Genomic DNA, 26,685 nt, shown 5'->3' with positions numbered 1-26,685 from the left:
GCGCCCCAGGAGGCAGCTTTGCGAGGATCCGCCACCGACCCCAGACCCCTGCCGGGACGCAGAGGCGCGCGCAGCGCGGCGGGTGGCGTCGCCGCGGCGGCGCTGCTGCTGCCGCTGCTGGGCGCCGCCCCGTCCGCGGGCGCCGCCACGGACGACGCCGGCCATCTGCAGCAGTCGTTCGCGTCCGCGTCCGCCGAGTACCACGTGCCGCTCAGCGTCCTGCTGGGCGTGTCCTATCTTCAGTCGCGCTGGGACGGGCACAGCGGCGCCCCGAGCGTGTCCGGTGGCTACGGGCCGATGCACCTGACCGACGCGCGCACCGCGCTCGCCGAGACCCCGCACCACAGCGAGGGCGCGGATGATCCGCGCGGGGACAGCGCACGGCCGGACCCGCGCACGGCCGGCGACGAGCAGGTGCCGGAGAACTCCGCCCTGCCCGCCCGGCTGAAGACCCTGCTCAAGGCGGCCGAGCTCACCGGCATCCCCGCCGAGCGGCTGCGCGAGGACGAGTCGGCCAACGTCGCGGGCGGCGCGGCGCTGCTGGCGGCCGCCCAGAAGCAGCTCGGCCGGCCGCTCAGCAAGGACCCGGCCGACTGGTACGGGGCGGTGGCCCGGTTCTCCGGCGCGGACGACAGCGCGACGGCGGCGGCGTACGCGGGCGACGTGTACGACATCATCCGCTCCGGCGAGCAGCGCACCACCGACACCGGACAGCGGGTCGTCCTGGCCGCGCGGCCCGGCATCGCCCCCGACACCGTCCAGCTGGCGCAGACCGGCCTGCGCAGTGCCTCGGCGGCCGGCACGGAGTGCCCCGCCTCGGTGGCCTGCGAGTGGATCCCGGCACCGTACGAGGAGTTCGGCGACGGCGACTACGGCAACCACGACCTGGGCGACCGGCCGAAGGCGCAGTCCATCCGGTACATCGTCATCCATGACACGGAGGGCGGCTGGGACGGCGTCCTCAACCTGATCAAGGACCCCACCTATGTGTCCTGGAACTACACGCTGCGCTCCACCGACGGGCACATCGCCCAGCACGTGAAGGCCAAGGACGTCGCCTGGCACGCGGGGAACTGGGACATCAACGCCAGGTCGATCGGACTGGAGCACGAGGGCTTCCTCGTCTCGCCGGACGCCTGGTACACGGAGGCGATGTACCGGACCTCGGCGCGGCTGGTGAGGTACCTCGCCAAGGAGTACCGCATCCCGCTGGACCGGCAGCACATCCTCGGCCACGACACCGTGCCGGGCACGACCACCTCGGGCATCCCGGGCATGCACACGGACCCGGGCCCGTACTGGGACTGGCGGCACTACTTCCAGCTGCTCGGCCACCCCATCACCCCGAACGCGGGCAAGAACGGCGGCCTGGTCACGATCCGCCCCGACTACGCCACCAACCGGCCCGAGTACACGGGCTGCGTCACCAGCGGCCGGCCGTGCGCCGTACACGGGTCCAGCGAGGTGCGGCTGTACTCGCAGCCCGACACCTCCTCGCCGCTGATCCAGGACATCGGCCTCAGGCCGGACGGCAGCCCCGCGACGATCGACGTGAACGACGTGTCCTCCCGGGTGCAGACCGGGCAGCAGTACGCCGTCGCCGGCCGGCAGGGCGACTGGACGGCGATCTGGTACCTGGGCCAGAAGGCCTGGTTCCAGAACCCGGCGAAGAACCCGACGGCGGTGGACGCGGCCGGTACCGTGCTCACGCCGAAGCCCGGCCTGGACAGCGTTCCGGTGTACGGGCGGGCCTACCCGGAGGCGGCGGCCTATCCGGCGGGCGTGCCCGTCCAGACGGTGTCGCCGCTGCCGTACAGGCTGCTCGCGGGCCAGAAGTACGTGGTGGGTGACCTGATGCCGGGCCAGTACTACTACTCGACCACCTTCACCATGGACTCGCACCGGGTGGTGACCGGCCAGGACATGTACTACGAGATCCAGTTCGGCCACCGCGTGGCGTTCGTGCGGGCCGCGGACGTACAGGTGCAGCAGTCGGCCCGATAGCGGGCCGAGATCCACGAGAACGGGAAGGGGTCGGTCCCGCGGGGGCCGGCCCCTTCCCGTCTCGCGCGGCGGCCGGTCAGCCCTGCTGGAACAGCTCGGCGGGCAGCGGCTTGAGCAGGGCGTACAGGTCGTCGGTGATCGGCCGGTCCCAGGCGGCGATGGTGACCAGGACGCCGTCGCTGCGGTCGAACTGCACGCAGGAGATACGGCTCTCGGAGAGCCGCAGCCGGCGCACGATCAGGAGGTTGTCGCCCTGGAGCACCGGCATGTCCTCGCTGCCGACGACGGTGACCTCCTCGTCGTTCTCCAGGGCCAGCAGCAGCTGCGCCACCTCGAAGGGCACCTCGCTCTCGGCGACCTCGCGGGCGGCCGAGCCCTCGGGCAGATTGCCGATGATCATCGCGGTGCCGCGGCCGCCGAACAGGTCGTAGCGCAGGAACACGCCCTGGCAGGTGCCGTCGGGCGCGGGCAGCAGACCAGCGCCCAGGTTGCCGGGCCAGTCGCCCGGATCCATGGCCAGGACGTCGAAGTCGGGCCCGGCGGGCGTGGCGTTGCGGCGGCGGAGGAACGACATGCCGCCATGGTACGTGCCCCGGCCTGCGGAGTGATGTGCGGGAGACCACCGACCGGGGGTGGAACCGCCCACTCCCGTGCACGCGGTCCCGCTCGCGGTGCGACCGCCGCGGGCGGCCCGGGTCGGGGGTGGCCCTTCCGGACGCGGCGCCTGCGGCGGGCGCGTGGCGGACGCGCGGCCGCTGCCCACCGGGCCCGGACGGGGAGACGATCAGCGGCGGAGGCGGGCGCCACGGCGCCGCCCGCCTCCCCGGTCCCGTGCGGTACGGGCACGGTGGGAGCGCGGGCGGCGAACGGGTCGCTGCCCGCGCAGCTGGCCCCCTGGCAGCACGGCGTGGGCTCGGAACGCGGGGGTGCGGGCCGCACGGCGTCGCCCGCTCCCCGGCTTCCGGCGACCCGCCGCACTCTCCGGCGGCCCTCGCCCCTCTCGGCCGCGGCAGCGTCAGCGTCAGCGTCAGCGGTCCAGTGGGCCGGTTTGCTCAGCGGTCGAATGCGCCGGTCTGCCGGGGCGCCCGGGCAGGCGTCGTCACTCGTCCGGCGGCGACGGGGGGATCACCGCGATGGGGCTCGCCGCGTGCAGCAGGACGGCCTGGGTGACGGAACCCATCATGCGGGCCGGGGCCAGCAGGCGCCGCCGGTGGCGGCCGACCACGACCAGTTCGGCGTCCCGGGAGGCGGCGACGAGCAGGCCCGCCGCGTCGCCGGGCGCCGCCTGGGGTTCGGCGAGCACGTCGGGGTGGCGGGCACGGTGCGGGCCGAGGAAGCCCTCGGCCAGGGCCCGGGTCTCGCTCTCCACGGCGTCCTGGTCGACCATGAGCGTGGCGACCTCCGCGGGGGCCGCCCAGGTCGGGGGCGGCCACGGGTAGGCGGCGATCACCTGGAGCCGGGCCCCGCGCAGGGCGGCCTCCGTGAAGGCGAAGGCGAGCACGGCCTCGTCGGGGCTGTCGACGTTGACGCCGACGACCACCCGTGGTCCCGGGCCGGCCGCCGCCTCGCCGTGGACCTCGCGGCCGGGCCGGGGCACCACGACGACCGGACATGCGGCGTCGCGGGCCGCGGCCAGGCTGCTGGAGCCGAGCAGCAGGCTGGCGAACCCACCGCGCCCCCGCGAACCGAGGACCAACAGCTGGGCTTCGGCGCCGAGTTCAGGCAGCAGCGCGCCCGGAATCCCGTCCAGCCCGGCGTACTCCACCTCCGTCCCGCGGGTGCGTTCGCCGAGGTGGGTGCGTGCCTGGTCGAGCACCGGATCGTCGTCGCCCCCGGGCGGTCCGGCGACGAGGACGTCGGGCTGGGTCCAGGCCGCGTACTGCCGGACGTGGACCGCCCGCAGGGGCGCCCGGCGCCGCCGGGCGGCGTCGAGGGCCCAGTCCAGGGCCCGCAGGCTGTCGTCGGAGCCGTCGACGGCGGCGACGACCGGTGGGGTGCTCATGAGTTCCGCTCCTCCGGATGGAGACCTTCCCGCGGGCCCGGCGCCGCTCGGCCGCCGGCCCCGACGGGGCTTTCAAGGTCCCTTGTCCCCGAACGGGAGAGGAACACCTCCGGTCGGCGTCCGGTCAGGTGAGGTCGAACTCCCCCTGCCGCGCCCCTGACACGAACGCGCCCCACTCCGCGGGGGTGAAGATCAGGGAGGGGCTCTCCGGGCGGCCGCAGTTGCGCATCGCGATGAAACCCTCGACGAAGGCGATCTGGACATCTCCCAGGCCGCCGCTGCTGGACTGCCACTGCGCGCTGCTGAGATCCAGTTCCGGCTTGTCCCATCCCGCGAGCGGGTGCTCCTTGACAGTGCTCTCGGCCACGTCCGTGCTCCTCCCCAATCGTCGTTCGCGGGTCAGCCTAGCGATCGGGTCCCGGCGTCAACAGGCCACGCGAGGGGGACTTTTCACCAGCGCGTCACGCCGCGCCCGGGAGCCGTGTGCGGATGTGCAGATGGCCCTCGAGCGGGTAGGCGGGCGGTGCCGGCGACAGAAGCCCGGCCTGCTCGAACCCGCATTTGCGCGCGACCCGGCAGGAGGCCGTGTTGTCCACCTGATGGATGAGCTCCAGCCGGGTCGGCCCCTGGTCCCCGAACCGGGTGAAGGCCCAGTCGGTCAGGGCCAGCAGGGCCCGGGGCGCCACTCCCCTGCCGCGTGCGTGCGCCACGGTCCAGTAGCCCACCTCGGCGGACGGGGCACCGGGGCGGAAACCCTTGACGACGACGTGGCCCACCAGCCGGTCACGCCCCTCCCGCCCCTCGGGACCCTCTGCACCCTCTGCGCCCTCCGCATCTTCGGGACCGCGGGGCTCGAGAACGGCGAACGCGTAGCGGTTCCGCGTCTCCCGGCCCTGTTGCTGCTCCCGGATCCACCGGGCCGCGCCGGCCTCGTCGTCCACGGCGGAGGTCGTCCAGTGGCGCAGGGCGTCGTCCCGGTACGCCTCGACCAGGTCGGCGGCGTCCGCCTCGGACCAGGGGCGCAGGATCAGCGCGGGGCCGCGGGAGGTGGCCGGAGCCGACAGGTACGCCGTCATGACGCACCGAACCGGTCGCGCAGTTCCCTCTTGAGGATCTTTCCGCTGGCGTTGCGCGGTAGCTCGTCCACGAAGATCACTTTCTTGGGGGCCTTGAACGACGCCAGTTTCTCACGGGCGTGGGCGATCAGGTCGGCCTCGGTGACGTCGCCGCGGGGGACGACGAACGCGGTGACGGCCTCGATCCACCGCTCGTCGGGGAGTCCCACCACGGCCGCCTCGGCGACCCGCGGGTGGGTGTACAGGGCGTCCTCGACCTGGCGCGAGGCCACCAGCACCCCACCGGAGTTGATGACGTCCTTCACCCGGTCGACGACCGTGTAGTAGCCGTCCGGGTCGCGCACGGCGAGGTCGCCGGAGCGGAACCAGCCCTCGCGGAACGCCTCCGCGGTCTCCTCGGGCCTGTCCCAGTAGCCCTCGCACAACTGCGGTGAGCGGTAGACGATTTCGCCGGGTGTGCCGTCGGGCACGTCCTTGCCGTCCTCGTCGACGACCCGGGCGTCCACGAAGAGCACCGGCCGGCCGCAGGAGTCCAGGCGGCCCTCGTGCTCGTCGGGCCCGAGCACCATGGCCAGCGGGCCGATCTCGCTCTGGCCGAAGCAGTTGTAGAAGGCGAGTTCCGGCAGGCGCTCCCGCAGGCGTTCCAGGACCGGCACCGGCATGATCGACGCGCCGTAGTACGCCTTGCGGAGTCCGTCGAGGTCGCGGGTGGCGAAGTCGGGCCGGCCCGCCAGCCCGATCCAGACCGTGGGCGGGGCGAACAGGCTGTCCGCGCGCCCGGCCTCGACCAGGTCGAGGATCCGGTCGCCGTCCGGCGCGTCGAGGACGATGTTCGTGGCGCCCACGGCGAGGTACGGCAGCAGGAACACGTGCATCTGCGCCGAGTGGTAGAGGGGCAGCGCGTGGACGGGGCGGTCCCCCGCGCCGAGGTCGAGCGCGGTGATCGCGCTGAGGTACTCGTGGACCAGCGCCCGGTGGGTCATCATCGCGCCCTTGGGCAGCGCGGTGGTGCCCGAGGTGTACAGCAGCTGCACGAGGTCCCCGGAGCGCGGCTCGGGACCGTCGTGGGGCGGCGTGGACGGCAGCCGGGCGAGCAGCGAGTCGTCCGCGTCGCGCAGCGGCAACGTCCTCGCGCCGGCCGGGAGTCGTCCGGCCAGGTCCGGGTCGGTGAGGACCAGGGCGCTGCCCGACTGGCCGACGATGTGAGCGAGGTCGTCGCCGGTGAGGTTCTGGTTGGCCGGCACGTGCACCAGGCCCGCGCGGGCGCAGGCGAGGAAGCCGATCAGGTAGGCATCGGAGTTGTGGCCGTAGGCGCCGACCCGGTCGCCGGGGGCGAGGCCCTGGCCGAGCAGGACGTTCGCCGCGCGGGAGACGGCGTCGTCGAGTTCGGCGTACGTCCAGCAGCGCTCGCCGTACTCGACGGCGACCCGTGCCGGGGTGCGCCGGGCGCTGCGCCGCAGGACTCCGTCGACCGTGCTCCCGTGTCCAGGCGTCATGACAGACGATCCTCGGTCCGGCGCGACGGAAGGTCAAGGAGTCCTGTGGCGCCGTTCACGGGAGCCTGATTGACATGGCGTCAGATCTTTTCGGGTGCGTACGCACCGTTGACACAGGCCCCTCCTGACACGAAAGTTTCACCGCACACGACCATCCCCGAAAGATATTTTCAGACGGTGGGCGGGAGGCCTCATGACGACCGACGATGCGGCAGGCGGAGCAGCAGGCGGGCTGACACGCCGGCAACTGGGCTTGGGAACACTGGCGTTGGGTGGGGCCTTGGCGCTCGCGGCGCTGCCCGCGGTCCCGGCGGTGGCCGCGGCCGCCGGCGCGCCGGCGCACGGCGGCCCCACACTGAAGTACGGATCCCCGGAGCGGGCCGGCCTGCTCGCCGCCCCGCTGCGTCAACTCGTCGAGGACGCCAAGGCGTTCCTCGGCCCGTCGCCCACGCACCCCTGGTACGCGGGGGCCGTGCTGCTGGCCGGGCGCGGCGGGACCGTGGCGCTGCACGAGCCGATCGGCATGGCGGTGCGCTACGCCTCGTACGACGAGACGACCGACACCGGTGTGGAGTTCCCGCCCGAGCGGCAGCTGCCGATGACCCAGGACACCGTCTTCGACCTGGCGTCGGTCTCCAAGCTGTTCACCTCTCTGCTCGCGGTGCAGCAGCTCGAACGGGGCACGCTGGAGCTGGAGGGCAGGGTCGCGTCCTACCTCCCGGACTTCGGGCGCGCGGGCAAACAGGAGGTGACCATCCGCCAACTCCTCACCCACACCTCGGGCTTCAACGCCTGGATCCCGCTGTACGACGCGCCCACGTACGAGGGAAAGCTGGAGCTGATCTGGAACGAGGCGCCGATCAACCCGCCCGGCACCGCGTACCTGTACTCGGACCTGAACATGATCTCCATGCAGCTGGTCCTGGAGAAGATCACGGGCCGGGCGCTGGACGTGCTGCTGGCCGAGGAGATCACCGGCCCGCTCGGGCTGACCCGCACCCGGTACAACCCGCCCGCCTCCTGGAAGCCGGCCATCGCGGCCACCGAGGACGCCCGCAAGCCGTGGTCCGGTCTGGACCGGGGCCTGGTGTGGGGCGAGGTGCACGACGAGAACGCGTTCAGCCTCGGCGGGGTGGCGGGGCACGCGGGGGTGTTCTCCAGCGCCTGGGACCTTGCGGTGCTGGGCCGCACGCTGCTCAACGGCGGGGTCTACGGAGGCAGGCGCATCCTGCGCCAGGAGTCGGTGGACCTCATGTTCACGGACTTCAACACCGCCTTCCCCGGCGACGAGCACGGCCTCGGCTTCGAGCTCTACCAGCACTGGTACATGGGCGCGATGGCGACGCCGCACACCGCGGGGCACACCGGCTTCACCGGGACCTCGCTGGTCCTGGACCCGACGACCGACTCCTTCCTGATCGTGCTCGGCAACTCCGTGCACCCGGTGCGCAACTGGCGCTCCGGCTCCGCTCCCCGGGTCGCCGCGGGCAACGACATGGCACGGGCCGTGGCGGTCCGCCCGGACCGGGGCCGCACGGCGTGGTTCGGCGGAATGGCGAACGCCACGACGGCGACCCTCACTCTCCCCGCGCTGGACACCTCGGGGGACGGCGGGCGGCTGCAGTGCTCCGCGTGGTGGGACACCGAGCCGCCGGCGGACGTCCTCGTCCTGGAGTCCTCGACGAACGGGGGCGGTACCTGGCAGCCGGTGCCGTTCACCACCACGCACCAGGGCGAGCAGCCCGAGCAGCACCCGACGGGCGCCGTGACGGGCTTTTCCGGGCGGGTCTGGCACCGGGTCGCGGCCGACCTTCCGGCGGCCCGGCAGCTGACGTTGCGCTGGCGGTACACGACGGACCCCCTGTATGTGGGCCGCGGCGTCTACGTGGGCGCCCAGCGTGTCGAGGCGGGCCACAGCGTCCTGTTCGACGAGTCCCGCCCGGCGCACGCGGCCCGCATCGAGGCGAAGGGCTGGACGGCGTCGACCGACTGACCGGCCCACCGGCGCTGGAGGGACGGGGCGGCGCTCAGCCGCCCTGTCCCTCCAGCACCGCCATGGCCGCGTTGTGCCCCGGCACCCCGCTGACCCCGCCGCCGCGCACCGCGCCCGCCCCGCACAGCAGCACGTTGGCGTGCCGGGTCTCCACGCCCCAGCGGCCGGTGCCCTCCTGGGCGTACGGCCAGCTCAGCTCCCGGTGGAAGATGTTGCCGCCGGGCAGGCGCAGGTCCCGCTCCAGGTCCAGCGGGGTCTTCGCCTCGATGCAGGGACGTCCGTCGGCGTCGGCGGCCAGGCAGTCGGCGAGCGGTTCGGCGAGGTGGGCGTCGAGCTGCGCGAGCGTCGACTTCAGCAGTTCCTCGCGTACGCCGTCATGGTCCCGGGCGAACAGCCGGGCGGGGGTGTGCAGGCCGAACAGGGTGAGCGTCTGGTAGCCCTGTTCGACCAGGTCCGGGCCGAGGATGCTGGGGTCGGTCAGGGAGTGGCAGTAGATCTCGGAGGGCGGCGCGGCGGGCAGCTCGCCCGCGGCGGCCCGGGCGTGGGCGTCGGCGAGCTGCCGGTACCCCTCGGCGATGTGGAAGGTGCCGGCGAAGGCCTCGCGCGGGTCCACGGCGGTGTCGCGCAGCCTGGGCAGCCGCTTGAGCAGCATGTTCACCTTGAGCTGGGCGCCCTCGGCGGGCTCCGGCGGCTCGTCGCCGGTCAGCGCGGCCAGGGCCTGCGGGGAGGCGTTCACCAGCACGTGCCGGGCGTCGACGGTGCCCTCGCCGTCGCGGGTGCGGTACGTGACCTCGGCGGCGCGCCCGTCGCTCACCACCCGGGTCGCCTCGTGGCCGGTGGCGATGACGGCGCCGGCCCGGCGGGCCGCGGCGGCGAGGGCGTCGGTCAGGGCGCCCATGCCGCCGACCGGTACGTCCCAGTCGCCAGTGCCGCCGCCGATCACGTGGTACAGGAAGCAGCGGTTCTGCGCCAGGGACGGGTCGTGGGCGTCGGCGAAGGTGCCGATGAGGGCGTCGGTGAGGACCACGCCGCGTACGAGGTCGTCACCGAAGCGGTCCTCGACGGCGACGCCGATCGGCTCCTCGAACAGGGTCCGCCAGGCCTCCTCGTCGTCGACGCGGCGGCGCAGTTCCTCGCGGGTGGGCAGCGGCTCGGTGAGGGTGGGGAACACGCTGCGGGCGAGGCGGCCGGTCATGCCGTAGAAGCGCTGCCAGGCCTCCCACTCGCGGTCGGATCCGGTGAGCCGGGCGAACGACTCCCGGGTGCGCTCCTCGCCGCCGCCCACGAGCAGGCCGGTGGGCCGCCCCGCGCGCTCGACGGGCGTGTACGAGGAGATCGTGCGGGTGCGCAGCCGGACGTCCAGGCCCAGGTCCTGGACGATCTTCCGGGGCAGCAGGCTGACCAGGTACGAGTAGCGGGACAGCCGGGCGTCCACGCCGGCGAACGGGCGGGTGGACACGGCGGCGCCCCCGGTGTGGTCCAGCCGCTCCAGCACGAGCACCGACCGTCCGGCCCGGGCCAGGTAGGCGGCGGCGACCAGTCCGTTGTGCCCTCCGCCGACGATGACGGCGTCGTACGTCCCGTGTCCCTCGTGTGCGCTCATGGTCCTTCGTAACACGCGGTGATCCACTTCGGCCAGGGTGCGGGGTGCGGTCGGCGGGGCCCTAGGGTCTGTTGCGAAAGTCCCGTCGTCCGCCCGGAGGGCGGGCCTCGCGGCGTCAGGTGCGTGCTCTCGGCGTGCCGGGCCCTGGCCCTCGTACTGGATGTACTTGGGTCAGGGCCCGGTGCGGCGAGAGTGCGTGCATGGCGTCGCGGGGCAGGCGGGACTTTCGCAACAGGCCCTAGGGGCCGTCGGCCGCTCGCTGCCCGCGCAGGACAGCGACCCTGCGGTACAGCTCGGCGGCCTCCCCGCCGCGGCCGAGTTGTTCCAGGCAGTGGGCCTCGTCGGTCCGGCCGGCCAGGGTGTCGGGGTGGCCGGCGCCCAGGACGCGTTCCCGGGCGGCGGCCACGGCGCGGTACTCGGTGAGCGCGTCGGCCCAGCGGCCGAGCCAGCCGAGGCTCACGGCGACCTCGCGACGGCTGACGAGGGTGTCGGGATGGTCGGCGCCGAGCACGCGCCCGCGGACGGCGCACACGTCGCGGGACTCGGCGAGGGCCTCCTCCCAGCGGCCGAGCCGGCCGAGGTTGACCCCGAAGCCGTGGCGGGCGCGCAGGGTCTCGGGGTGCGCGGGGCCGTCCACCCGGGTGCGGTCGTCGATCAGGGCGCGGTACAGCCGGAGCGCCTCGGCGCTGCGGCCGAGGCGGCCCAGGCTGATGCCGACCTCGTAGCGGGCGGCCAGGGTGTCGGGGTGGTCGGCGCCGAGCGCCCGGGCGCGTGCCTCGGCGACCTCGCGGTAGGTCTCCAGGGCCTCCAGCCACCGGCCCAACTGACCGAGCACGTAGGCGACTTCGAACCTGGTGACCAGGGTGTCCGGGTGCTGCGGCCCGAGCACCCGGGCGCGGGCGGCGGCGACCTGGCAGGCCATGCGGTAAGAGTCGTCCAGGCGGCCCAGCCGGCTGAGGCTGAAGGCGAGGTTGTGCCGGCAGCGCAGGGTGTCGGGGTGGTCCGGGCCCATGGTGCCCTCGCGTGCGGCGAGCACCGCCGCGTACACCTGGTGCGCGTCGGCGTGGCGGCCCAGGCGGCCCAGCACGTACGCCATCTCCTGGCGCACGGCGAGCGTGTCCGGGTGGTCGGCGCCGAGGGCCGCGATGCGCGCCTCGGCCACCTGCTTGTACTCGCGCAGCGCTTCGGCGGCGCGACCGGTGCGGCTGAGGCTGAAGGCGAGTTCGTAGCGGCTGGCGAGGGTGTCGGGGTGGTCCGGGCCGAGGAGGCGGGCGCGCTCGCCGGCGACCGCGCGGTGCGCCTCGCCCGCCTCGGCCCAGCGGCCGAGCCGGCCCAGGCTCAGGGCCGCCTGGTGCCGGTCGGTCAGCGTCCTGACGGCCTCCGGCGGCGCGGCGGGCCGCCCGCCGGTCACCTGCGTGGCCTGAGCGGGACCGTCGGGAGCGGTGCGCGGGATCCAGTCCTCGGACAGGCCGGCCGCCGCGTCCGGGAGTGCGGTGCGTGCCGCCGCCCCGGCGGCCTGGTGACCTGTGGTCATGCCGCGCGTCCACGACGGCAGGCGCGCGTCGCGGCCGGCCGGCTCGGACGGCCGGGGCCGCGGGAGCGGGGTGACGGCGGTGGGCGCGTACCGTGCCGCCGCCGTGCGGCCGGCGATGATACGGCGGCTCAACTCGTGGGCGTCGTCGGGTCGTTGCTCGGGCAGTTTGGCCAGCAGGTCGAGGATGACCCGCTCGAGGTACTCGGGGAGCTCGGTACGGCGGCGACGCGGCGGCTCCGGCGGGGTGTCGCGGTGGCCGACGAGGATCCCCCAGGCGTCGTCGAGGTCGAACGGCGGTGCGCCGGTGGCGAGTTCGTAGAGCACACAGCCCAGTGAGTACAGGTCGCTGCGCTGGTCGACCTCGGTTCCGCCGATCTGTTCGGGCGACATGTAGTGCGGGGTGCCCATGGCGACGCCGGTGCCGGTCAGCCGCGAGGTGAAACCGATGTCGTGACCGAGCCGGGCGATGCCGAAGTCGCAGATCTTCACCGTGCCGTCGGTCAGGCGCATGATGTTCGCCGGCTTCAGGTCCCGGTGCACGATGCCCTGTTGGTGGGTGTAGGCGAGCGCGGACGCGACCTGTTCGGCGATCTCGACGATGTCGGGCACGGCCAGGGGCCGGTGGTCGTTGTCCTCCAGCACCTGTCCGAGGTTGCGGCCGTCGAGCATCTCCATCACGAGGTAGAGCACGCCGTCGAACTCGCCGAAGTCGTGGACCACGGTCACCCCGCGGTGCTGGAGCGCGGCGGCCACCCGGGCCTCACGCCGGAACCGCTCGCGCAGCACGCGGGTGAAGGACGGGTCGTGGTGCGCGCCGGGCGGCTTGAGGCACTTCACGGCGACATGGCGGCCCAGCGACTCGTCCCGGGCCCGCCAGACCTCCCCCATGCCGCCCCGGCCGATGGTGTCGAGCAGCCGGTAACGGCCCTGGATCAGCATGGTGTCCGACATCTCGCGCCGCCCCCGTCGCCGTGTACCCCGCCTCTCCGGGCCGTGGCCCGCCGCGCTGACCCCCCTGGCCCCGTCCCGGCGCGGGCCGGATCCGCGGGGAGCCCCTTGTCCAGTATGGCGATCCGTCGCCCGGCTTTGTACGGTCCGGGACGGACTCGGGGACCGGTCCGGTCCGCCCACCAGCCCTGATGCAGACTCCCACAGGGGTGGTGAAAATGGGCGACGTACCTGTTTCCCCAGGGAAAGGGAGCCAGTTGTGCGACAACGCATCACCCGCGCACTGGCCACCGGCCTCGCCGCGGGCGTCATGATGGGCGGAGCGGCCATGGCCTCCGCGGCCCCCGCGTCCGCGGCCCCCGCCAAGAGCACCACCTCGTACTCGACCGCGCGCCACTGTCACAAGGTCAGGGGACACTTCACGCACCGCCACGGCAAACGGGTCTGGGTCTCGTCGCACTGGGTCTGCACCAGGAGGCGCTGAGGCTCTGCGGCACCACCGGCGAAGGACGGCCCTTCTCGTCCACGGGCGAGGGGGGCCCGGGCATGTCGGCGGCAGGGTGTGCGGGAGGCGGCCGTGCTCCCGGTGTGCCTGTTCACGGCGGCGGCGCGACGATGGAAGTGCCGGTGTGGTGAGGGGCTCGACGCGGCCGGCCTGATCCCGTCGCCGCACGGTGGCGGGAGGAGCGGCGGGCCGCCGGGAGGTGGTGGTCTCGTTGCACGGTCGAAGCCGCGGCCCGGAGCACTGGACCGTGATGTGGTCCCACCCTCGGCTCATCGCCGGGGGGCTCATGCTGCTGCCCGTCGTGCTGCTGCTGGTGGACAAGGTCATCGGGGCCGGCATCAGGCTGGCTCCCCTGACGGTGGGCGCGCCCGCTCTGGCGGCGGCGTTCTGCTCACCGTCCGGGGTGCTGGCCGTCACCACGGTGACCGTCGCCTGCGTGGTGCTCTCGGCGAAGGTGAACCTGCTGGTGGGCTGGACGAACTTCTACGTCCAGCTCACGACGCTGGTGCTGATCAGCCTGGGCGCCGTGGGGGCCAGCTGGATCCGCGGGCGCAGAGAGAGCGAACTGGCGCGCACCCGCGCGATCGCCGAGGTGACCCAGCGCGTGCTGCTGAAGCCGCTGCCGCCGCGCCTGGGTGGTCTGGCGCTGGCCTCGGTCTATCTGGCGGCCGACGAGGACGCCGCCGTCGGCGGGGACCTCTACGCGGTCGCGGACCTGGGAGGGTGCGTGCGGATCCTGGTCGGCGACGCCCACGGCAAGGGGCTGGCGGCGCTGGAGACCGCGAGTTACGTGCTGAGCGCCTTCCGCAGGTCCCTGCGCCGGCGCGGCCCGCTGTCCGCCATGGTCGCCGATCTCGAGGAGGACTTCAGAACGGACCTGCGGGACGCGGTGGCGGCGCGGCCGGACGCTCCCGGCACGTCCTTCGCCCTGGAGGAGTTCGTCACCGCCGTGGTCCTGGAGATCCCGGAGAGCGGTGACGGCCCCACGCTCGTGGCCAACCTCGGCCATCCGCCGCCCCTCCTCATCGACGGCGAGCGGGTCGTCGCGCTCGATCCCACGTCCCCCGCGCCGCCCCTCGGGCTGGGCGATCTCGGCCGTGCCCACCCGCACGTGGACGAGGTGGACTTCCCGTCCGGCGCCACGCTGCTCCTCTACACCGACGGTGTCATCGAGGCCCGCGACCGGTACGGCGACTTCTACCCCCTTGCCGAACGGCTTCCCGGCTGGACCCGGCTCAGGCCGCAGGCGCTGGTCGAGGCCATCCACAGCGACCTGCGGCGGTACGTGGGCCGAGGACTGGGCGACGACGTGACCATGGTGGCGGTGCGCCGGGAACGCCCGCCCCAGGATCTGCCGTCACCTTCCGGCCTGCCCGGGTGCGGCCGGGCGGGCGGGTCGCGATGATGGGTATGCGCGGGCCGCGCGCCGGTCACCCGGGACCCGGAGAGGAGACGTCGTCACCATGTCACGCCCCACCCCGTCCCCTCCGGCGCCGGGCGGCACCGGGCACCGGGACGGGCGCTCACGGCGGCCGAGTTGAGCGAGCGGGAGTCCCCCGACCGCCCGACGACACACCTGGGGTGGGCCGCTGAGCTCTACCGGCGTGGCAAGCGGCTGGAGCTCATGCACCGGGCGATGGGGTTCGCCACGCTCTCCCTGGTCACCCTGGCCCCGTTGCTGATCGTGGTGGCCGCGCTCGATCCGCTGCACCACGGCGGCTTCGCGTTGTGGCTGGTGGACGGCATGGACCTGTCCGGCCGGTCCGCCGACGTGCTCTCGGAGGTCTTCAGCCCGGCCCGCAAGGTGGCGGGCAGTACCAGTGTGTGGGGTCTGGTGCTGCTGGCGGTGTTCGGCGTGTCCTTCGCGTCGAGCGTGCAGAACGGCTTCGAGCGGGTGTGGCGGCTGCCCGCCGGGCCGTGGCACCGGATCTGGCGGCAGGCCGTCTGGCTGATCGCGCTCATGGTGTACCTGTATGTGCAGGTGCTCACCCGCACCGTGTTCGACGGCACCTACCGCATGATTCTGAGCGTGGGCATCGGCGTGCTGTTCTTCTGGTGGGGCCCGCACTTCCTGCTCGGCCACCAGGTCCGCTGGCGGCTCCTGTTCCCCGGCGCCGTCGCCACCATGGTGGGCCTGGTGGGCCTGCGGGCCTTCTCGTTCCTGGTGTTCACCCCGCTGATCGTGACCAACGCATTCAGCTACGGCGCCATCGGCACCATCCTGGTGGTGGAGTCCTGGCTGGTCGGCGCGGGGTTCGTCGTCTACGGCGGCGCGCTGGTCGGTCATCTGTTCTGCGACCGCATGGGACACCTGCTGGAACACGAGGAGGGCCCCGACGAATGAGTCCGCGCCGCACGGGGCGGCGCGTGTCCGACGAGCCGGCGGGCGCCGTCGCCGGGGACGCCCGAGGCGGGAGCCGGTGGACCGGGGCGGCCGGTGGCGGTGAGCGAACCGGCCGGCCGCCCGGCCGGTCTCACCGGCTGCGCAGCGCCTCGAGCGTCGCGTCGAGCCGGGCCGGGCGCGGCCGGTTGTGGGGGAGTTTCGCGAGCAGGACGGCCATGCCGCAGGTGTCGGTGAGCGCGGAGAAGACCAGTCCGCCCGCCACACCCGCCGAAAGGATAAGGAAGGCCGGGTGGACGAACGCTCCGAGCACCACGCCGAGCAGCACCAACGTTCCGGCGGTGAATCGCACTTGGCGTTCCATGCTCCAGCCGGCCGAGGTCTCGCAGGCGGTCGGCCGGTGCAGCTCGTGACCCGCTGACGCCCAGGCCCCGGTGCCCCCGACGAGGGTGGCGGAGCCGACACCGTGCCGGGCCAGGTACACGCAGGCCTTGGCCGAGCGGGCACCCGAGGCGCAGACGACGAGGATCTCGCCGCGCCCCGCCGCGTGCCGGATCTCGGGCAGCGCCTGCTGGACGCGGTCCAGCGGGATGTTGAGAGCGCCGGGGAGGTGTCCCGAGGCATACTCGCCGGGCGTGCGCACGTCGATGACGGTCAGCTCGTCGAGCCGGGCGCGCGCGTCCTCGACGGGCAGGGAGACGGGGGTGGAGGGAACGGTCACGGCAGAACGGGTCCTATCCGGTAGGTGCAGGTGGGGTGGTCGACGGCGTCGTGAAGACGGACGTACAGTACCCCCAGGGGTATTTTGCAAGGAGTGATCGTGGAACTGGAGCTCGAGGGCGCGGATCTCAAGGCCGTGCTGAACCGGTTGCGCCGGGCGCAGGGCCAGATCTCCGGGGTGATCCGGATGATCGAGGAGGGGCGGGACTGCGAGGAGGTCGTGACGCAGCTCGCCGCCGCCTCCCGCGCCCTGGACCGCGCCGGTTTCGCCATCATCGCCACGGGCCTGCAGAAGTGCGTGGCCGACATCGAGGCGGGGCGGACGAACGGCCAGGACCCCGCGCAGATGCGGGCCCGTATGGAGAAGCTGTTCCTGTCGCTGGCCTGAGGGCGGCAGCCTGCCCCCGTACCCCGCCGGGGGCGGCAGCCCGCCCCCGTAGCGGTACGGAGGTCCGGTCGGTCGGCGCGCATCAGGTGACCGCGTCGGTGAGCATGAACACCGCCACCGCCAGCAGCACCAGGGCGAAGATCCGCTGCAACGCCGTCCCGGACACCTTGGCGGCCAGCCGCCTGCCGTCCCACGCCGCGAGCACCGCGGCACCGGCGAACGGCGCGATCACCGCCCAGTCCAGCCCGTCGACCGTACCGGCCCGCAGCGCCAGCGCGGCCAGCGAGTTGACGGTGATGACCAGCAGGCTGGTGCCCACGGCCGCGCGCATGCGCAGGGAGAGCACGCCCACCAGGGCGGGCACGGCGAGGAAGCCGCCGCCGACGCCGAGCACGCCGGTGACCGCGCCGAGTCCGGCTCCGGCGGCCGCCGCCCGGCCCGGCCGGACCGGACGGTCCGTCTCGGACGCCGGGCGCCGGCGCAGCATCCGGGTCGCGGCGAGCGCCGCGACCAGCGCGAAGGCGGCGGTCAGCACGGCGTCCGGGATCCGTCCGGCGATCGCGCCGCCCAGCATGGCCGGGCCGACGCCCGCGGCGGCGAACAGCAGACCGGTACGCCAGCGCACCTGGCCGTCGCGGGCGTGTGCGACGAGCGCGGTGGCCGAGGTGACGGTGACGATGACCAGGCTCGCGGTGGTGGCCGCGACCGGGGTGAAGCCGAGCAGGTAGATCAGGGCGGGGACGGCCAGCACGCTGCCGCCACCCCCGAGCGCGCCCAGCGCCAGGCCGATGACGGCCCCGGCGGCCAGGGCGAGGAGCAGAGTACTCACGCGATCGTGCCGTCCCCACCGCACTGGTCGACCACCGGAAGTCCGGCCCGTACCCAGTCCCGCATCCCGCCGATCACGTCGACGGCGTCGGCGCCCCGGGCGGTCAGCAGTTCCACGGCCCGCTGGGAGCGGACGCCGGAGCGGCAGACGACGACCAGGAGCCGCCCGCGCGCCTCGGGCGGCACCTCCGCTCCCGAGGCGAGAGCGCTCAGGGGCAGGTGCAGCGCGCCGGGAGCGTGTCCCGCGCGCCATTCCCGTGTTTCCCGCACGTCCACGAGCACGGCGCCGCCGGTTCCGCCGCCGTGCGTGCCGCCGGCCGGGGCGTGGCCCGTGCGTGCGGCGGCCTCCACCGCGGTGACACGGGTGGGACCGTGGCGCGGCGGACTCATCGGCACGGTTCCTCCCCTTCTGGCCGCACGGTGAGTCCGGCCTTCTCCGCGGACTCGAACCCGTCGTCCACCGCGACCACGTCACGGCCCACCGCATCGAGCAGGGAGGCTGCCACGGCGGCGCGCATGCCACCCGCGCAGTGCACCCACACCTGGCCGTCGGGGACCTCGTCGGTCCGCCGGTGCAGCTGGTGGACCGGGATGTGCACCGAGCCCTCGACGAAGCCCCCGGCCCGTTCGGAGTCGCGCCGCACGTCGAGGACGACGACGCCCTGTGCGGGATGCCGCTCGGCGAGGTCCGCGAAGGTGGCCCGCGGGAAGGAGGCGGGCTCCTCGCCCGGGCGGAGCCAGGCGGACGGCCCGCCGGTGGCCGCGGCGGCCGGACGGTCGATGCCGACCCGGGCCAGCTCGCGCTGCGCGTCGGCCAGTTGCGCGGCCGTCGCGGCGAGCAGCGTCACCGGCTTGCCCCAGGGCACCAGCCAGGCCAGATAGGTGGCGAGCTGGCCCTCGGCCTCGAAGTTGAACGATCCCGCCACGTGCCCTTCGGCGAAGGCCACCCGGTTGCGCAGGTCGACGACCCACTCCCCCGCGGCCAGCCGGGAGGCTATCTCCTCGGGGTCGGCGAGGGCGGGCGGGGTGAGGTCGACGGGGGCGGGTCCGGCGGCGTTGGCCGGGCCCATGTGCGTGTAGTACGCGGGGATGTCGTCCAGGCTCGCGAGCAGGTCGGCGACGAAGGTGTCGACATCGCGGGTGAGCGCGTCGTTGACCACGCGCTCCCGGCCGATGGTCGTGCTGTCGCCCTGCGTCTGGCCGGAGGAGCAGAAGCTGCCGAAGCCGTGGGTGGGCAGTACCGCGGTGGCGTCGGGCAGTGCGTCGGCGAGCCGGTGGGCGGAGGCGTGCTGCGCGCGGGCCAGGCCCTCGGTCAGCCGCGGTTCGACCAGGTCGGGACGGCCGACGGTGCCGATCAGCAGCGAGCCGCCGGTGAACACGGCGAGGGCGCTGCCGGCCTCCCGGAGGACGTACGAGGTGTGGTGGGGGGTGTGCCCCGGGGTGGCCAGGGCGTGCAGGGTCAGCCGGGCGTCGTCGTCGACGGTCACGGTGTCGCCGTCGCGGACGGGGGTGCGCGCGAAACCGACGCGGGCGCCTTCCGGGACGAGGTAGTCGGCCCCGGTCAGGCGGGCGAGCTCCAGGCCGCCGGAGACGTAGTCGTTGTGGACGTGCGTCTCGACGACGTACGCGATGCGCACCGCGCGCCGGGCCGCCGCCGCCAGCACCCGGTCGACGTCCCTGGGCGGGTCGACCGCCACGGCGGTCCGCTCGCCTCCGGCCAGGTAGCTGCGGTTGCCGAGTCCTGCCAGCTCGATGGTCTCGACGAAGAACACAGGACGCTCCCTTCCTAGCGAAGAATTACCCCCGGGGGTATCTACGCCGACAGTAGCACGAGTACCCCCCGGGGTATTCCCGCGCGGGTCCGCGACAGCGGTGCGGGACGGTCCCGGAACGTGGTTCAGTCGGGCAGCACCAGGGCGCACGTCTCGCCCGGCTGGACGCTCACGGCGCGGTCGGCCAGGCGCACGTCGATCGGCGAGCTCGCGGACTCGGGCACGGCGATCCGGATCAGGCCGTGCTCCAGCCGCAGCCGCACGCCCCAGTGACCCCGGTAGCGGATCGAGACGCCGTAGGAGGACAGTTCCGGCAGCGGGGCGGGGTCGAGCCACAGCGCGCCCTCACGGGTCTCCAGACCGGTCAGTCCGCGCTGCACGAGGTCGAGGGTGCCGCCCATGGCGCCGAGGTGGATGCCCTCGCCGGTGGTGCCGCCCTGCACGTCGGCGATGTCGCTGCGCAGCGCCTCCTGGACGTAGGTCCACGCCTCGGCACGGCGGGCGCGGGCCAGGACCCAGCCGTGCACCAGTCCGCTGAGGGTGGAGCCGTGGCAGGTGCGGGCCAGGTAGTAGTCGACCGTGCGCCGCCACAGGTCCTCGTCGATAGGGTGGCCCAGGCGGCCGAGAAGCGCGCACAGTTCGGCCGGGGAGAAGAGGTAGCCGAGCATGAGCACGTCGGCCTGCTTGGACGCCTTGTAGCGGTTGACGCTGTCGCCCTCGGCCTCCAGGATTCGGTCCAGGCGGCGGATGTCGCCGTAGCGTGCGCGGTAGCCGGCCCAGTCGAACTCGGCCAGGTCGGCGTACCCCTCGAACTGGCTGACGACGCCGTCGTGGAAAGGCACGTGCAGCGTGCGGGAGACGTGCTCCCACTGGTCGAGCTCGGCGCCGTCCACGCCGGTGCGCTCGACGAGTTCACGGCGACGCGGCTCGGGCAGGAGGCGCAGCACCTGGAGCGCGCGGTCGAGCACCCAGGCCGCCGTGACGTTGGTGTAGGCGTTGTCGTCGAGACCGGGCCGCTCGGCGTCCGGGTAGGCGTCGTGGTACTCGTCGGGGCCCATGACGCCCAGGATGCGGTGGTGTCCCAGACGTTCGTCCCAGGTGGCCGAGTCGGCCCAGAAGCGGGCGATCTGGAACAGCGTCTCGGCGCCCCTGGTGTGCAGGAACTCCGCGTCGCCGCTCGCCTCGCAGTACCGCCACACGTTGTAAGCGACCGCCGAGCCGACGTGGTGCTGGAGGTGGGAGTGGTCCGGCAGCCAGCGGCCCGAGCGGGGGTTGAGGTGCAGCCGCTGGGTCTCCTCCCGGCCGTCGCTGCCGCTCTGCCACGGGAACATCGCGCCGCGCCGGCCGACCGCGCGCGCCGCCGAGCAGGCCCGCTCCAGGCGCCGGTGCCGGTAGTGCAGCAGGGCGCGGGAGACCTCGGGGAAGTGCAGGTTCAGATACGGCAGGACGAACAGCTCGTCCCAGAAGACGTGGCCGCGGTAGGCCTCGCCGTGCAGTCCGCGGGCCGGTACGCCGACGTCCAGGTCGGCGGTGTGCGGGGAGAGGGTCTGGAGCACGTGGAAGAGGTGCAGGCACAGGATGCGTCCCGGCTCCCCGGGGACGTCGATGGCGGCCCGGCGCCACAGCCGCCCCCAGGTCGTCCGGTGGCTCTCCAGCAGTTCGGCGAAGCCGGGCGCCGCGACCACCCGGTCGATCGCGGCGTCCAGCGGGTCGCTGATCGCCAGGTCGCGGGAGGTGTGCAGGGCGGCGGTCTTGTCCAGGGTGGCGGTAAGGCCGGGCGCCAGACTCAGCCGTACCTCCTGGATCGCGCGCGGGTGCTCGTGCCGGGTGCCGACCCGTCCTGCCGACCGGTCGGCGGTCAGCCGGGCGGCCAGGCCGATCCGGACGTCGGAGGTCCGGGTCCGGCAGCGCAGCCACACCGTGTCCGGGGTCGCGGTGCCGGTGTGCACCTGGGTGAGGTGGCGGCCGTCCAGGTCCTGGTAGCGGCGTACCCCGGCGTTCGTCACGCCGCCGTCGAGCGCCGCCTCCACCTCCAGGTCCGCCGGGCCGCCCTCGACGGTGAACTCGGTGCGCAGGGCCGCCAGATACGGGTCGGCCATGTGCACGATCCGCTGCTGGCGCACGGTCAGCGTCCGCCCGTCGCCGAGCCCGTACCGGGTGCGGCGCTCCAGCACGCCCGGATCCAGGTGCAGGACCTGGTGGTGCTCGAGGACCGGCGTCGTGTCCGGGGTGATCCAGCCCCCGCCCGCGAGGCGGAAGCGCAACGGCAGCCAGTCGGGCAGGTTGACCAGGTCCTCGTTCTCGACCTGGCGGCCCGCGACGTGGGAGACGATCCGGCTGTAGCCGCCGGCCAGGTAGGTACCCGGGTAATGCACTTCGTCCGCGGCGCACTCCGGCAGGGCTCCGCGCGTGGCGAAGCGGCCGTTGCCCAGGGTGCACAGGGCCTCCCTCAGCCGCTCCTGCGCGGGGTCGTAGCCGTCGTACGCCCAGGTGCGCGCCGTCGCCGCCACCGCGCGGTCACGTCCGCTGCGGTACGACGGCCACCGGGCAGTGCGCGTGGTGCAGAAGGGTGTGGGCCGTGCGGCCCAGCTGGAGACCGAAGTGGCCCTCCCTGCGCCGCACCCCGACGATCACCAGGTCGGCGGCGGCCGAGCGGTCGACGAGCACCCGGTGCGCCGGGCCCTCGACCGTCGCGGGACGCACCCGCACCGCCTGGTGCTCGGGCGCCGGCTCGCGCAGCAGCTCCTCCAGCACGGCGGCGGCCCGCTCCTCGTGCCGGCGGGCCGGCTCGTCGGCGAGCTGCGGGTTGCCGACGCCCTCGTGCACGGGGCGCCGCCAGGTCCGCACGACGTCGAGGACGCAGCCGCGTGCCTCGGCCTCCTGGAACGCGAACCGCACGGCCTCGTGCCCGGTGTCGGGGTCACCGGCGGCGAGCAGGATCCGCTCATGGGTGCCGGCCAGGCCCGCCCGGTCGCCGCGGACCACGACCACCGGGCAGTGCGCGCGGGCCGCCACAGCCAGGCCGACCGAACCCAGCAGCAGCCCCTTCAGCTGTCCCCGGCCGCGAGAGCCGGTGACCAGCAGGGAGGCGTTGGCGGCCTCGTCCAGCAGGGCGGAGACCGCCTCCTGCGGAAGGATCTCGGTGGACACCTTCACCCCCGGGTCGTGCCGCTGGGCCCGCTCCGCCGCGGAGCCGACGATGTGCTCCGCCATCACCTGCTCCGAGGGGCGCCCCACGGTCCCCGACGGCACCGCGCCCTCGTACCGCTCCCACAGGGACGCGTACACCAGGCGCAGCGGCAGACCGAACCGGGCGGCCTCGGCCACCGCCCAGTCCACCGCCGCCAGGCTCGGGTCCGACCCGTCGACACCTACCACCAGGGGCAGTTCCACCGACCCCACCGCCTTCCACCCGGGCTGCCACCTCCTGCGGCAGCGCGTCCCGCTTTCACCGTCGCATCCGGCACGGCACGGCGCGAGAGCGGTCCGCCCGAAGGCCGTCCGGCCCCCACCGCGGCGGCGGGCGGCCCGGTCCGCGCCGTCAGGTCTCGGGTCCGGTCCCCGGGGCGCGCGACGGGGACTGCTCGTCGGCGAGATCGGGTTCCAGAAGGGGGCGGCGGCGTGGTCCCGTGAGGTCGCACCGGACGTCCACCACGCCCTCGACGCCGCGCGCCAGGCGGATGGCGAGCGGTACCCGGGAGGCGTCCGGGACCCGGCCGGTGAGGGTGACCACGCCCTCGCGCACCGCCACGCCCACCGACTCCGTCAGGAACCCGGCGGCGACGACCCGGCGGCGGACCTCCCCGGCGATGTCGTCGTCGCCGCGGAGGAACACCTTGAGCAGGTCGGAGCGGCTGACGATGCCGACGAGCACGCCGTCGTCGCCGACGACCGGCAGGCGCTTGACGCCGTGCCGGGCCATGAGGCGTGCGGCCCGGCCCAGGGGGGCGGCGGGGTGGACGGTGACGGCCGGGGTGTTCATCAGCTCCTCGGCGGTCACCGCCTGGGCCTTGGCCGAGCGCGAGCCGGGCACGGGCCGCGGCGGCCCGCCCGGCAGGGCCGGGTCGTTGTCGCGCAGTTCCTCCTTGCGCAGCAGGTCGGCCTCGGAGACGACGCCGAGCACCCGGCCCCGGCCGTCCAGCACGGGCATCGCGCTGACGCCCCACTGCTCCATGGTCCGCACGATCTCCTTGAACATCGCTCCACCGGCCAGGGCGACGACGGTCGGGGTCATCACGTCGCCGACGGTGTACTGGGAACCCTGCATGGCGTCCTCCGGCGCGGACTCGAAGCTCGAAGAGGGAAGCCCGAAGAGGGGCTCGAAGAGGGGGCTCGACGGTCAGACGAAGGGGTCCAGGCCGTACATGCTGCGGCCCCCGACGAGTTCCCGTCCCGTGACCAGTTCCGGTTCGATGCGGACGAAGACCACCTGCGGCGAGGGCACCCAGGACCGCGGGCCGCCGCGGACCAGTCGCCGGTGCTCGGCGGGGTCGGTCACCCGCGAGGCCGGGCCGGTGACCACGACGCTCCAGCCGGAGTGGGCGACCGTGTCCACCTCGTCGGCCTCGAAGGCGACCACCGCGCCGTCGATCGCGCGGACCAGTTCGGAGGAGGCCGAGGTGCACAGCAGCACCGCGCCGTCGCCGTCCAGGGCGAAGTTGACCGGGAGCACCGCGGGCAGGGCGTGCCGCGTATGGACGATACGGCCCACCGGCGCCTTGGCCAGCAGCCGCAGGCACTCCTGCCGCCCGAGCTCGCGGAACCCGTCGTTGCGATACATCAGTCATCCGTCTTTCCGCCTGGCGGAGCGCGTGCGGCCGTTCCGCGCCACGTCTCCCGCGTGTCTCCTGCGCCTCTCGCGTGTCCCCGTGCCGGGGCTCGTTCCCGCGCCCGTCACCCGACCGGTCGCCCGGCCCGTCAGGCGGCGGGCACCGGGACGACCTCGCGCCGCGGACCACCGAGCACGACCTTCAGCGCCCCCGTCTCGGCGGCATGGGCGAAGACGTCGTAGGCCTCCTCCATGCGTTCCAGCGGGAACGTGTGGGTGACCAGTTGGGAGGCGGGCAGCCGGCCGGCCGCCGCCATCCGCAGCAGTGTCGGCGTGGAGCGGGTGTCGACCAGGCCCGTGGTGATGGTCACGTTCCTGCTCCACAGGTCTTCCAGGTGCAGGGTGGCGGGTCCGCCGTGCACTCCCACGTTGGCCACGTGGCCTCCGGGCCGGACCATGCGCGTGCACAGTTCGAAGGTCTCCGGGACGCCCACCGCCTCGACGACCACGTCCGCGCCGAGCCCTCCGGTGAGGTCCTCGACCAGTTGCTCGGGGGCCTCGCGCGCGTCGGCCACGGCCTCGGCGCCGAGCTTGCGGGCGGCCTCCAGCCGGGAGGCGGACAGGTCCACGACGATGACGCGCTCGGGCGCGAACAGCCGGGCGGTGGCGATCGCCGCGAGTCCGACGGGGCCGGCGCCGACCACGACGACGGTGTCCCCGGGCCGTACCCGCCCGTTGAGCACGCCGACCTCGTAGGCGGTCGGGAAGATGTCGGCCAGCAGCACGGCGTCCGCGTCGGTCACCGCGGCGGGCAGCGGATGCACGGAGAGGTCCGCGTAGGGCACCCGGACGTACTCCGCCTGGGTGCCGTCGATCAGGTGGCCGAGGATCCAGCCCCCGCCGCCGCGGCACTGGCTGTACATGGCCTCGCGGCAGAAGCGGCACCGGCCGCAGGAGGTGATGCAGGAGACGAGGACCCGGTCGCCGGGCCGTACGCTGCGCACGTCGGCGCCGACCTCGACGATCTCGCCCACGGCCTCGTGCCCCAGCACGGTTCCGGGGCGGACCTCGGGCACGTCGCCCTTGAGGATGTGCAGGTCGGTCCCGCAGATGGTCACGGCGTCGACGCGCACGACCGCGTCGGTGGCCTCCTCGAGGTCCGGGTCGGGGACCTCCTCCCAGGCGGACTGCCCGGGGCCGTGGAAGACGTAGCCTTTCATGCCGAACCTCACCCTCTTCGTTCCGGGACGGGTGGCCTTCGCGGACGGACGGCCCGCTGCGACGCACGGCCTTCGGACGGCCTGCTCGGTCGGACGGCCGGCACCCGGCGTCACGGCCGGCGAGCGCGGCCCGCGCTGCGGCGCGGCACCGGGACCGCCCACGCCTTCAGCTTCTCCGACGATCCGGGGTTTCGCATGGGCCGGTCGGCCCCATCGGCCGCCCGCGGGGCGCTTCCCCGCGGGGCGGGGCACCCGCGGGCTCTTCGGCCACCGCGGGGAGGACCGAACGGCCCTTCCCCGCACCGCGCCGGACGGCTTGGCTGACGACATGTCCGAACCGTTCCTGGGCAGTGAGCGGGAGTGAGTCCGCGCACTGGCACGCCCCGAACGGTTGTGGGCGCACTGGTCGTCCGCTTTCGCATCCCGGGCGGCGACACGGATCGTGTCCGTGGTCCGAGCCGGGCGGGCGGAGTCCCTTACGACCTGGCCTGTGGGAGCGGCCAGAGGCGACGGGGAGGCCCTGAACCATCTCGCTGGTGGAGGAGGGGCCCGCTCGCTGGCACCGCACCCGGCGTCCCAGATCGCACAGCAACGCTACCCCGACCGGCCCAGCACATCGCAAGCCTGTCAGCCCACCATCACACGATCGAGCTAAACCGACCTCCTGCACACTCCCCGACAAGCAGTTGCGAACCCCCGGCCCCGGTCCCGGCCGCCGGGCCGGAACCCCGGCAGGGAGTGGTCGCCGCGGGTCGGCGATGACCGAAAAGCGAAAAAGAATCGAAAAGGCGGCAAAAGGGAGGCGGCGACCGGTGAGCGGAGGGACGGGCCACGGGCGCGTGCGGCGGAGGCTGTGGGGGTGGCGGTGGCGCCGCAATCCGCTGCGCCGGCACGAGGACATCGTCGAGGCGTGGGCCATCCTGGTGATGTGGGTGGTGATCGTGGTCGGCGGCGCCCTCGTCGGGACGGTGGCGGCGCGCGCGGCGGGCCAGGAGCTCGCCCGGCAGCACACCGACCGGCAGCCCGTCCGGGCCGTGCTGCTCACGACCGCCCCGGAGATCACGTCGGCGGGGGACGTGACCTACCGGGCACCGGTGACGGTCCGCTGGACCGGCCCCGACGGCTCCGTCCGTACCGGGCAGAGCCTGGTGAGCACGGACCTGCCCGCCGGGGCGACGGTCACCGTCTGGCAGGACGGCCGGGGCCGCCTGACCACCGAGCCGCCCGGCCCGGCGGAGGCGGCCGCGCAGGCCGCCCTGTTCGGCACCTCGGCGGCGCTCGTCCTCGGCGGCCTGGTCTACGGGACGACGGCCCTGGTCCGACGGCGGCTGGACCGGCGCCGCCGCGACCTGTGGGGCGCGGAGTGGGACCGCGTCGGCCCGCGCTGGAACCAGAGGACGGGCTGACCCGCCCCGCCGGGACGTCCGGCCCCGGAGGCGGTCGCGTCCGGGAAGCGTTCGAATGGAGTCGAGGCGGCCTGCCGCCGC

At 74.2% G+C, this 26,685-nt stretch carries 23 protein-coding genes; 7 read left to right on the top strand and 16 right to left on the bottom strand.

Annotation, left to right across the window (positions count from 1 at the left end; translation table 11 throughout):
* The first annotated feature begins 18 nt into the window (after positions 1-18).
* Complete coding sequence (locus tag ACIHCX_RS30425; RefSeq protein WP_400035080.1) at positions 19-2,004, top strand: N-acetylmuramoyl-L-alanine amidase; 1,986 nt, start codon at positions 19-21, stop codon at positions 2,002-2,004.
* Between the two features lie 76 nt (positions 2,005-2,080).
* Here the strand turns inward: ACIHCX_RS30425 and ACIHCX_RS30420 are convergent, their stop codons facing one another.
* From ACIHCX_RS30420 to ACIHCX_RS30400, 5 genes are all read right to left on the bottom strand, one after another.
* Complete coding sequence (locus ACIHCX_RS30420) at positions 2,081-2,578, bottom strand: hypothetical protein (protein WP_400035078.1); 498 nt, start codon at positions 2,576-2,578, stop codon at positions 2,081-2,083.
* 525 nt (positions 2,579-3,103) lie between these two features.
* Entirely contained in the window at positions 3,104-4,006 is a 903-nt protein-coding gene (locus ACIHCX_RS30415; RefSeq protein ID WP_400035076.1) for a universal stress protein, read from the bottom strand.
* 124 nt (positions 4,007-4,130) lie between these two features.
* A complete protein-coding gene (locus ACIHCX_RS30410; protein WP_400035074.1) occupies positions 4,131-4,373 on the bottom strand; it encodes a DUF397 domain-containing protein in 243 nt (80 codons plus the stop codon).
* 94 nt (positions 4,374-4,467) lie between these two features.
* A complete protein-coding gene (locus ACIHCX_RS30405) occupies positions 4,468-5,082 on the bottom strand; it encodes a GNAT family N-acetyltransferase (RefSeq protein WP_400035072.1) in 615 nt (204 codons plus the stop codon).
* Positions 5,079-6,578 (bottom strand): acyl-CoA synthetase, encoded by a 1,500-nt coding sequence (locus tag ACIHCX_RS30400; RefSeq protein ID WP_400035070.1) that lies wholly within the window; start codon positions 6,576-6,578, stop codon positions 5,079-5,081. Before ACIHCX_RS30400 ends, ACIHCX_RS30405 begins: the two co-directional genes overlap by 4 nt.
* Before the next feature lie 193 nt (positions 6,579-6,771).
* On the opposite strand from ACIHCX_RS30400, the gene ACIHCX_RS30395 reads away from it, so the two are divergent.
* A complete protein-coding gene (locus tag ACIHCX_RS30395; protein WP_400035068.1) occupies positions 6,772-8,571 on the top strand; it encodes a serine hydrolase in 1,800 nt (599 codons plus the stop codon).
* 34 nt (positions 8,572-8,605) lie between these two features.
* Here the strand turns inward: ACIHCX_RS30395 and ACIHCX_RS30390 are convergent, their stop codons facing one another.
* A complete protein-coding gene (locus ACIHCX_RS30390; RefSeq protein WP_400035066.1) occupies positions 8,606-10,174 on the bottom strand; it encodes a phytoene desaturase family protein in 1,569 nt (522 codons plus the stop codon).
* Between the two features lie 238 nt (positions 10,175-10,412).
* Positions 10,413-12,659, bottom strand: a complete 2,247-nt coding sequence (locus ACIHCX_RS30385) for a tetratricopeptide repeat protein (RefSeq protein ID WP_400035064.1) — start codon at positions 12,657-12,659, stop codon at positions 10,413-10,415.
* A 256-nt stretch (positions 12,660-12,915) separates the two neighbouring features.
* Between ACIHCX_RS30385 and ACIHCX_RS30380 the strand changes: the two genes are divergently transcribed.
* From ACIHCX_RS30380 to ACIHCX_RS30370, 3 genes are all read left to right on the top strand, one after another.
* On the top strand, positions 12,916-13,140 hold the full coding sequence (locus ACIHCX_RS30380) for a hypothetical protein (protein ID WP_400035062.1): 225 nt from the start codon (positions 12,916-12,918) through the stop codon (positions 13,138-13,140).
* Between the two features lie 232 nt (positions 13,141-13,372).
* Positions 13,373-14,566 carry a PP2C family protein-serine/threonine phosphatase gene (locus ACIHCX_RS30375; RefSeq protein WP_400035060.1) on the top strand — a complete coding sequence of 398 codons (1,194 nt, stop codon included), beginning with the start codon at positions 13,373-13,375 and terminating at the stop codon, positions 14,564-14,566.
* A gap of 132 nt (positions 14,567-14,698) precedes the next feature.
* Positions 14,699-15,505 (top strand): ribonuclease BN, encoded by an 807-nt coding sequence (locus ACIHCX_RS30370; protein WP_400035058.1) that lies wholly within the window; start codon positions 14,699-14,701, stop codon positions 15,503-15,505.
* Positions 15,506-15,635: 130 nt separating this feature from the next.
* Here ACIHCX_RS30370 and ACIHCX_RS30365 read toward each other — a convergent pair whose 3' ends face one another.
* Positions 15,636-16,223: a rhodanese-like domain-containing protein gene (locus tag ACIHCX_RS30365; protein WP_400035055.1), complete on the bottom strand. Its 588-nt coding sequence runs from the start codon at positions 16,221-16,223 to the stop codon at positions 15,636-15,638.
* A 99-nt stretch (positions 16,224-16,322) separates the two neighbouring features.
* Here ACIHCX_RS30365 and ACIHCX_RS30360 point away from each other — a divergent pair, with 99 nt between their 5' ends.
* Positions 16,323-16,610 (top strand): metal-sensitive transcriptional regulator, encoded by a 288-nt coding sequence (locus ACIHCX_RS30360; RefSeq protein ID WP_100571206.1) that lies wholly within the window; start codon positions 16,323-16,325, stop codon positions 16,608-16,610.
* A gap of 82 nt (positions 16,611-16,692) precedes the next feature.
* Here the strand turns inward: ACIHCX_RS30360 and ACIHCX_RS30355 are convergent, their stop codons facing one another.
* From ACIHCX_RS30355 to ACIHCX_RS30320, 8 genes are all read right to left on the bottom strand, one after another.
* Positions 16,693-17,439 carry a sulfite exporter TauE/SafE family protein gene (locus ACIHCX_RS30355; protein ID WP_400035053.1) on the bottom strand — a complete coding sequence of 249 codons (747 nt, stop codon included), beginning with the start codon at positions 17,437-17,439 and terminating at the stop codon, positions 16,693-16,695.
* Positions 17,436-17,828, bottom strand: coding sequence for a rhodanese-like domain-containing protein (locus ACIHCX_RS30350; protein ID WP_400035051.1), 393 nt, complete (start codon positions 17,826-17,828; stop codon positions 17,436-17,438). The genes ACIHCX_RS30355 and ACIHCX_RS30350 overlap by 4 nt, the downstream gene beginning before the upstream one ends.
* Positions 17,825-19,210: a rhodanese-like domain-containing protein gene (locus ACIHCX_RS30345; protein WP_400035049.1), complete on the bottom strand. Its 1,386-nt coding sequence runs from the start codon at positions 19,208-19,210 to the stop codon at positions 17,825-17,827. Before ACIHCX_RS30345 ends, ACIHCX_RS30350 begins: the two co-directional genes overlap by 4 nt.
* Before the next feature lie 125 nt (positions 19,211-19,335).
* Complete coding sequence (locus ACIHCX_RS30340) at positions 19,336-21,720, bottom strand: glycoside hydrolase family 65 protein (RefSeq protein WP_400035047.1); 2,385 nt, start codon at positions 21,718-21,720, stop codon at positions 19,336-19,338.
* A 7-nt stretch (positions 21,721-21,727) separates the two neighbouring features.
* The gene (locus ACIHCX_RS30335; protein ID WP_400035045.1) at positions 21,728-22,603 is read right to left on the bottom strand and encodes a universal stress protein; all 876 of its coding nucleotides are present in this window, start codon (positions 22,601-22,603) and stop codon (positions 21,728-21,730) included.
* A gap of 148 nt (positions 22,604-22,751) precedes the next feature.
* Positions 22,752-23,477, bottom strand: coding sequence for a CBS domain-containing protein (locus tag ACIHCX_RS30330; protein ID WP_400035043.1), 726 nt, complete (start codon positions 23,475-23,477; stop codon positions 22,752-22,754).
* 72 nt (positions 23,478-23,549) lie between these two features.
* Positions 23,550-23,990 (bottom strand): pyridoxamine 5'-phosphate oxidase family protein, encoded by a 441-nt coding sequence (locus tag ACIHCX_RS30325; RefSeq protein ID WP_400035041.1) that lies wholly within the window; start codon positions 23,988-23,990, stop codon positions 23,550-23,552.
* Positions 23,991-24,127: 137 nt separating this feature from the next.
* Entirely contained in the window at positions 24,128-25,198 is a 1,071-nt protein-coding gene (locus tag ACIHCX_RS30320; protein WP_400035039.1) for a zinc-dependent alcohol dehydrogenase family protein, read from the bottom strand.
* A gap of 812 nt (positions 25,199-26,010) precedes the next feature.
* On the opposite strand from ACIHCX_RS30320, the gene ACIHCX_RS30315 reads away from it, so the two are divergent.
* Complete coding sequence (locus tag ACIHCX_RS30315; RefSeq protein ID WP_400035037.1) at positions 26,011-26,604, top strand: hypothetical protein; 594 nt, start codon at positions 26,011-26,013, stop codon at positions 26,602-26,604.
* Positions 26,605-26,685: the final 81 nt, after the last annotated feature.

The organism is Streptomyces sp. NPDC052043, from assembly GCF_044548235.1.
Taxonomy (GTDB): Bacteria; Actinomycetota; Actinomycetes; order Streptomycetales; family Streptomycetaceae; genus Streptomyces.
The sequence above is the reverse complement of the archived record's forward strand: the minus strand, read 5'-3'. Positions and strand labels throughout refer to the sequence as shown.

Bases quoted from the DNA above. Each gene is read 5' to 3' on its own strand.
- ACIHCX_RS30350 (WP_400035051.1), bottom strand. From the start codon at position 17,828: ATGAGTCCGCCGCGCCACGGTCCCACCCGTGTCACCGCGGTGGAGGCC.
- ACIHCX_RS30415 (WP_400035076.1), bottom strand. From the start codon at position 4,006: ATGAGCACCCCACCGGTCGTCGCCGCCGTCGACGGCTCCGACGACAGC.
- ACIHCX_RS30385 (WP_400035064.1), bottom strand. From the start codon at position 12,659: ATGTCGGACACCATGCTGATCCAGGGCCGTTACCGGCTGCTCGACACC.
- ACIHCX_RS30325 (WP_400035041.1), bottom strand. From the start codon at position 23,990: ATGTATCGCAACGACGGGTTCCGCGAGCTCGGGCGGCAGGAGTGCCTG.
- ACIHCX_RS30400 (WP_400035070.1), bottom strand. From the start codon at position 6,578: ATGACGCCTGGACACGGGAGCACGGTCGACGGAGTCCTGCGGCGCAGC.
- ACIHCX_RS30320 (WP_400035039.1), bottom strand. From the start codon at position 25,198: ATGAAAGGCTACGTCTTCCACGGCCCCGGGCAGTCCGCCTGGGAGGAG.
- ACIHCX_RS30405 (WP_400035072.1), bottom strand. From the start codon at position 5,082: ATGACGGCGTACCTGTCGGCTCCGGCCACCTCCCGCGGCCCCGCGCTG.
- ACIHCX_RS30395 (WP_400035068.1), top strand. From the start codon at position 6,772: ATGACGACCGACGATGCGGCAGGCGGAGCAGCAGGCGGGCTGACACGC.
- ACIHCX_RS30330 (WP_400035043.1), bottom strand. From the start codon at position 23,477: ATGCAGGGTTCCCAGTACACCGTCGGCGACGTGATGACCCCGACCGTC.
- ACIHCX_RS30390 (WP_400035066.1), bottom strand. From the start codon at position 10,174: ATGAGCGCACACGAGGGACACGGGACGTACGACGCCGTCATCGTCGGC.
- ACIHCX_RS30420 (WP_400035078.1), bottom strand. From the start codon at position 2,578: ATGTCGTTCCTCCGCCGCCGCAACGCCACGCCCGCCGGGCCCGACTTC.